3 protein-coding genes and 1 pseudogene are annotated in these 5,341 nt (G+C 69.2%); all 4 read right to left on the bottom strand.

Annotated features, from left to right (window positions below; translation table 11 throughout):
• Window positions 1-501: 501 nt before the first annotated feature.
• A complete protein-coding gene (locus AC08ON_RS14335; RefSeq protein ID WP_476607918.1) occupies window positions 502-1,596 on the bottom strand; it encodes an alpha/beta hydrolase in 1,095 nt (364 codons plus the stop codon).
• A gap of 85 nt (window positions 1,597-1,681) precedes the next feature.
• Complete coding sequence (locus AC08ON_RS14330; RefSeq protein WP_476607916.1) at window positions 1,682-3,589, bottom strand: phosphatidylglycerol lysyltransferase domain-containing protein; 1,908 nt, start codon at window positions 3,587-3,589, stop codon at window positions 1,682-1,684.
• 960 nt (window positions 3,590-4,549) lie between these two features.
• Window positions 4,550-4,897 carry a hypothetical protein gene (locus AC08ON_RS14325; RefSeq protein ID WP_476617145.1) on the bottom strand — a complete coding sequence of 116 codons (348 nt, stop codon included), beginning with the start codon at window positions 4,895-4,897 and terminating at the stop codon, window positions 4,550-4,552.
• Window positions 4,898-4,921: 24 nt separating this feature from the next.
• Window positions 4,922-5,341: pseudogene (locus AC08ON_RS14320) on the bottom strand (ribonuclease BN); the annotation flags it as partial.

Genomic DNA, 5,341 nt, shown 5'->3' with positions numbered 1-5,341 from the left:
CCCCGAGGGGATGGTGGCGCATCTGGTCGAAGGTTGTGTTCATGGCCCACTGCCAGCGGGTCGCCGTGGCCGGGTCGACGTACTGGAACACCCGCGCCGCGACGAGGGCGCCGAGCAAGGAGTCGGTCACCGGGAACCGGCCTACGGTCACCGGCAGCCGCCGCACGCCCGACCACGGGCGGCCCGACCACGGGCGGCCCGGGTTTGGGCTGGCGGCGCCCTCGGCCCCGTGAACGTGCTCCGCGCCGACAGGGCCGTCGTCATCTCCGGCGGGGGCCGGTGTGCGGACGGTCATGGGACTCCGGCCCCCGGTCCACCTCGGATGTTCTCCGCCGGCGCGGCCCATCCCCGCTGATCGCCCCGGCCTGGAATCGAGCACGCCACGGAACACTCCCGCCTGACGAGAAGCAGGGCCCATCTGAAGAATGTCTTCGCCCGGCGCTGTCATTCCCGGCACCGCAGCGGCCGACCAGATGTGCCGACGGTCGCGCCGGGGGACGGTCACGCCGGGCGGACGTCGGACGGTACCGCCCACAGCAGGCTGTCTCGAAGCGCCGGACGCCACACGCCGAAGTCGTGACCGCCGGGGCGCAGCCGCAGCACGACGTCGAAGCCCGGACGCTGCCCCAGGGCGCGGGCCATCGCCTCCGTGTCGCCCAACGCCTCATGATCGCCATGCCCGCAGTCCAGCCACACCCGCATCGGCGGGAACGGTGGGAGCGTCGCCGCGTACCGGGCCGGGGTGTTCGCCGCCACGACCAGAGCGAGATCGGGCCGGTTCCCGAACAGGCCGACCATCCCACCGTCGTGGGTCGGTTTCGACATCCCGGACATATCAATGATCGTCTCGACGAGGTCACGGTGGCGTAGCCCGAGGTTCAGCGCGCAGAACCCGCCGGCGGACATTCCGACGAAGATCCGGTCGGCTCGGTCCGCGATGGCGCGCAACCGCCGGTCGACCGTCGAGATCACGTCGTCGATCAGATAGGTCTCGATGTTCTCGCCGGGCCGGTCGACGCATTCGCTGTCGTCGAGCCAACCGTGGCTCAGGCGCGGGGCGACGAGGATCGCGGGCCGGCCGACCCCGGCGAGAAGCGCGCCGACCTGCGCGGCCCGGCCCGCCCGGTACCAGTCGACCGGCACCCCCGGCGAGCCGTGCATAAGGTAGACGACGGGGAACCGGACGTGCGGTTCGGTGAAGTACTGGGGCGGAAGGTACACCAGTGCCTGCTTTGCCTCCTTCACACCGAACCCGCTGTGCGTGCCGGGGACCAACAGGTCGATAACCGATCCGTCCGGGTGCGGCGGCGCTGGCGCCACAGCCTCCCGCGCCGACCCCGTCGGCCAGGACTTCACCCCGATGACGTCGTCGACCCGCGGCAGGTAGCCGTAGTAGGCGTTGACCAGATCCGCCGCCGTCACCAACGTGAGCAGCATGGCGAGGATGCCCATCCCGAACGCGGCGGGGCGTCCCACCCGGTTCCGATGCCCCGCCCGGCGCCGGTGGGCCAGCCACCCGCAGCCTGCCCAGCAGGCGAGCGACATTCCCGCCAGGGACAGCAGGAACCACTTCCCGATGACGACCAGAGACCCCAAATCCACACTCCCCTGCGAGTGTGTCCACGGCGTGGACGACGTGGACAATATGGACAATATGGACGACGTGGCCTGAAGGTGATGGTCAGCCCGGCCCGGGGCCGGTCGAGGTGTCCTTTCTTCGGGCACGGTGATGGAGGCCTGCCGTTCCAGGCCGGGGTAGTCGGGATAGTCGGGACAACCGGGATAGCCCGGATAGATGGTCGCGCCAGCAGGGCCAGACCAGGAAGGCCTCGGCTTCGAGCATCGCCAAGGCGATCCGTGGTAGCTCGGAACTGGCGGGGTAGCAGATATAACGGGGCTGCCAGGTGGGTTGAAATTTGGCGTTGAACCGGTACAAGCTATCTATTTGGAACCAGCGGGACAAGAATATTAATAGGGAACGCCAGCAGCGGATGACCGGCCCGGCGCCCAGGCGCTCGCCGCGTTCGAGTGCGGACCGGAAGAACGCAAAGTTCAGCGACAGCCGTTCGACGCCCAGCTCGCGGGCCTGGCGCAGGGCGCTGACGATGAGGAACTCGTTCAGCCCGTTGTCGGTGGTCCGGTCCCGCGTCATCGCGTCCAGCGACAGGCCGTTGGGGCCCCACGGCACGAAATGCAGCAGGGCGCGCAGCCGGGGCTCGGTGCCGGCCGCGTCGGCATGCGACGCGCCGTCCCCGATGCCGCTTGTCGTGTCGTTCGCCGGGTGGCCCGGAGCACCGTTCACCGGGTCGTCCGCGTCATGGGGACCCGCGTCATGGGAGAAGGCCATCACGGCTACGCAGTCACCGTCCGCGCCGCCGCCGAGGCGGCCGAGCGCCATCGAGAAGCCCCGTTCCGTCTGGGTACCCCGCCAGGCAGCGGCCTGTGCCTTCAGCCGCGCGATGTCGGCCGGCGCGAGATCGCCGACCCGCCGCGCGACCGCGGTGTAGCCGGCGCGTTCCACCCGGGCGACCGCCTGGCGAACGTTACGCATCGCCCGGCCCTCCAGCGTGAACGACTCCGTGTCGACGATGGCCTCGTCACCGAATTCCAGCGCGCACAGCCCGGCGCGGGTCCAGGCGAAGCCACCCGCCTCCGAGCAGCCGAGGACCGCCGGCGTCCACGCATGATCGGCCGCCTCACGCAGGAACTCCCTGATGGCCCCCGGCCAGGCCTCCCGGTCACCGAGCGGGTCTCCGCTGGCCAGCATCACGCCGGAAACCACCCGGTAGGCCACGCAGGCCTTGCCGGTCGGCGACCAGATCACCGACTTGTCCGACCGCAGCGCGAAGTATCCCAGCGAGTCGGCCTTGCCGTGCCGGGCCAGCAGGGCACGTATCCGTTCCTCGTCGGAGTCGGTCAGCCGGGGCCGGGGCTCGGGCGGTCGCAGCGCGAGGTAGCCGGTGGTCACTATGGTCAACAGGCCCATCGTCAGCAGCACGCGGGCGGCGAGGTCGGAGAACCGGTCGGAGGTGAACCGTAGCGGACCGGGGATCCCGACGAGTCCCTCGACGATCTGTTCGAACTGGGCGGACAGCGAATGCGGGCCGACGATCCGGTCCTGACGCACATAAAGCAGCAGGAACCCGATCCCGATCGAGACGACGGTGAGCAGCAGGCCGACGCCGAGCGCCCGCCAACGCGTCGACGGGTCGCCCTTGGCCCGGAACTCCCCGTAGACCAGCAGCAGGGCGATGAGCAGCGCGGCCGATCCGGCCGCCTCCTCGTAGTCCAGACCCTTGGCAACGTGGAGCACGATGCTCACGCCGAGCAGGACCAGCACGGCCCGCCAGGCCCGCCGCTTGCAGCGGCGCAGCCCCGGCGTCAGCAGCACGAGCAGCATGCCGACGACGACGGTGAACGCGGCGGCCTGTTGGGAGGCCGCCGGGGGCAGGAGCACCCGCAGGTCCTCCAGGCGGGAGCGCCACTCCGGGGTGACCGCGGAGATGACGTCCACCAGGCCGACAACCAGGGCCAGCAGCGCGGCGATCCGAGGCGCCCACGGCTGTTTCCAGGGGGGCAGCACGGGCATCCGGCCGCTCTTCCTGCCGGGACGGGCGCCGGGTGATGTCGTCGGCGGCGGGGCAGACGACAGCTGTGAGGCAGACGGGGCACGCGGTGCCTGGGGGGCAGGCTGTGCGGGAGGGACGGGAGAGGCCGCTGACCCCCGACCGACCGGACCAGACCGGGCGGACAGGCCCCGGCGGGCGCCGGGCCGCCCGGGTTCCGGCCGCACCGCCGGGCGTGGCCACCACCGGCGCCGGATGACGGCGCGCTCGTTCGCCTCGGGCAGCGCGTTTCCCCCCCGCCGCCCGTCGGCGGAGCGCCCGGCCGAGGTGCCCGATGCCCCGGTCCCGCTCGAGATTCTCATGATCCCTATCGTCTCCCGATGGGTCGCTTGCTATGGCGCTCAGGACCTGGAGACGATAAACCGCCCCGTCACGGACGTTCCTCGTGCCACCCGATCGTAGCCGGGCCGAGTCGCGGGGTGGTCACGCGCAGAAGGCGCCGAGTCGTGGACGAGGGCCAGGCGGGTGTCCCCGGGCCAGCAGGGAAGGACGACCTGGACGATCTCCGCCCGAACGTCTAGACACACCCAGCAGACCAGCCCACATGCGACATTTAGGCAGTTAACTCACTTATCTAGCTCACTTAGCTACTCCCATCCGGACGGAGGTGACCCTGTGAGGTCGATCCGCGGTCTACTCATCCTGCGCTGCCGCTGCGGCCATGCGCGTCATGACCACGAGCACTACCGGCCCGGCTCGGATTGCGGCCGATGCGGGTGCCCGGCTTGGACCCTGTGGAGGCGACGTTGACGCCCCTGAACCGTTGACGCCCCTGAACCCAGGGTAAGACAGGCAGGACGCCGATCGACCAGATCAGCCACTCACACAGCGTCACCTCCTGCTGTCCTCCGGACACGATCAACACCAGGTCACACGTCATTGGCCCTTGTGGCCCTCGGCGCCGATCCGCGCACCGGCTCAGCTCATGATTTCCGGGCTTGGTCTCGGCCCATCCTCCTCCCGATGTGAAACTTTCTGAGGATGCCGGCGACCGACAGCTCGGTGTCGAGATACCACGTGCCGACGATTACCCCCCCGATGAGGACGACACCGAAACCGATCAGCCACGACAGGATGGTGAACACGACCCCGATCCCGCCATAGCTGCGCTCGTTCGCCACGATGGAAGCCGAGAATGCCAGCCGGCTGACGACACCCAGACCAGTCAGGCCGATCGTCGTGAACAGGGCTGTCGGCCACGAGTCCCGCCAGCTCATCCGGCCGATGGTGAGTACCCGGACCCCGACCCACAAGAAGAGCACCAGGATCACGGTGGCTACCAGGCCGTAGCAGACCTAACCAGCCACGGTGCCGGTGAGCAGCGCCCCGAGACTCGTGGTAGCGACGAGAAAGAAGATCAATCCGCAGAGCCAGCCGACCTGGGCCAGTAGGCCGCGTAGCCCGAATGGCTTCAGCCTGAAGACCCGCACATAAATGGACTGGACGGACGCAGCCAGACTCAGTCCGCCAACTATCAGCCAGAGCACTCCCAGTACTGTCCAGCCGGTGAGGACGGTTCCGCTCCGCGGGGTAAAGAGTCGTTCCACGGCCATCGCCGCATCATGGCTCAACCCCATGCGCGCGATGATTATGTCCGCCGCACCGCCCTGCCGCAGTGGCGACAGCGCCGCCAGCGTGATAACAAAAGGAAAGAAAATCATCAGGATCATCGCGGCGAGATTCATCGCCCTGTTAATCAGATCCGCCTCATGTAG

The sequence above is a fragment of the Frankia sp. CoWAU3 genome, assembly GCF_977971855.1.
Note: the sequence above shows the minus strand (reverse complement) of the source record. Positions and strands in the feature narration are given on the sequence as shown.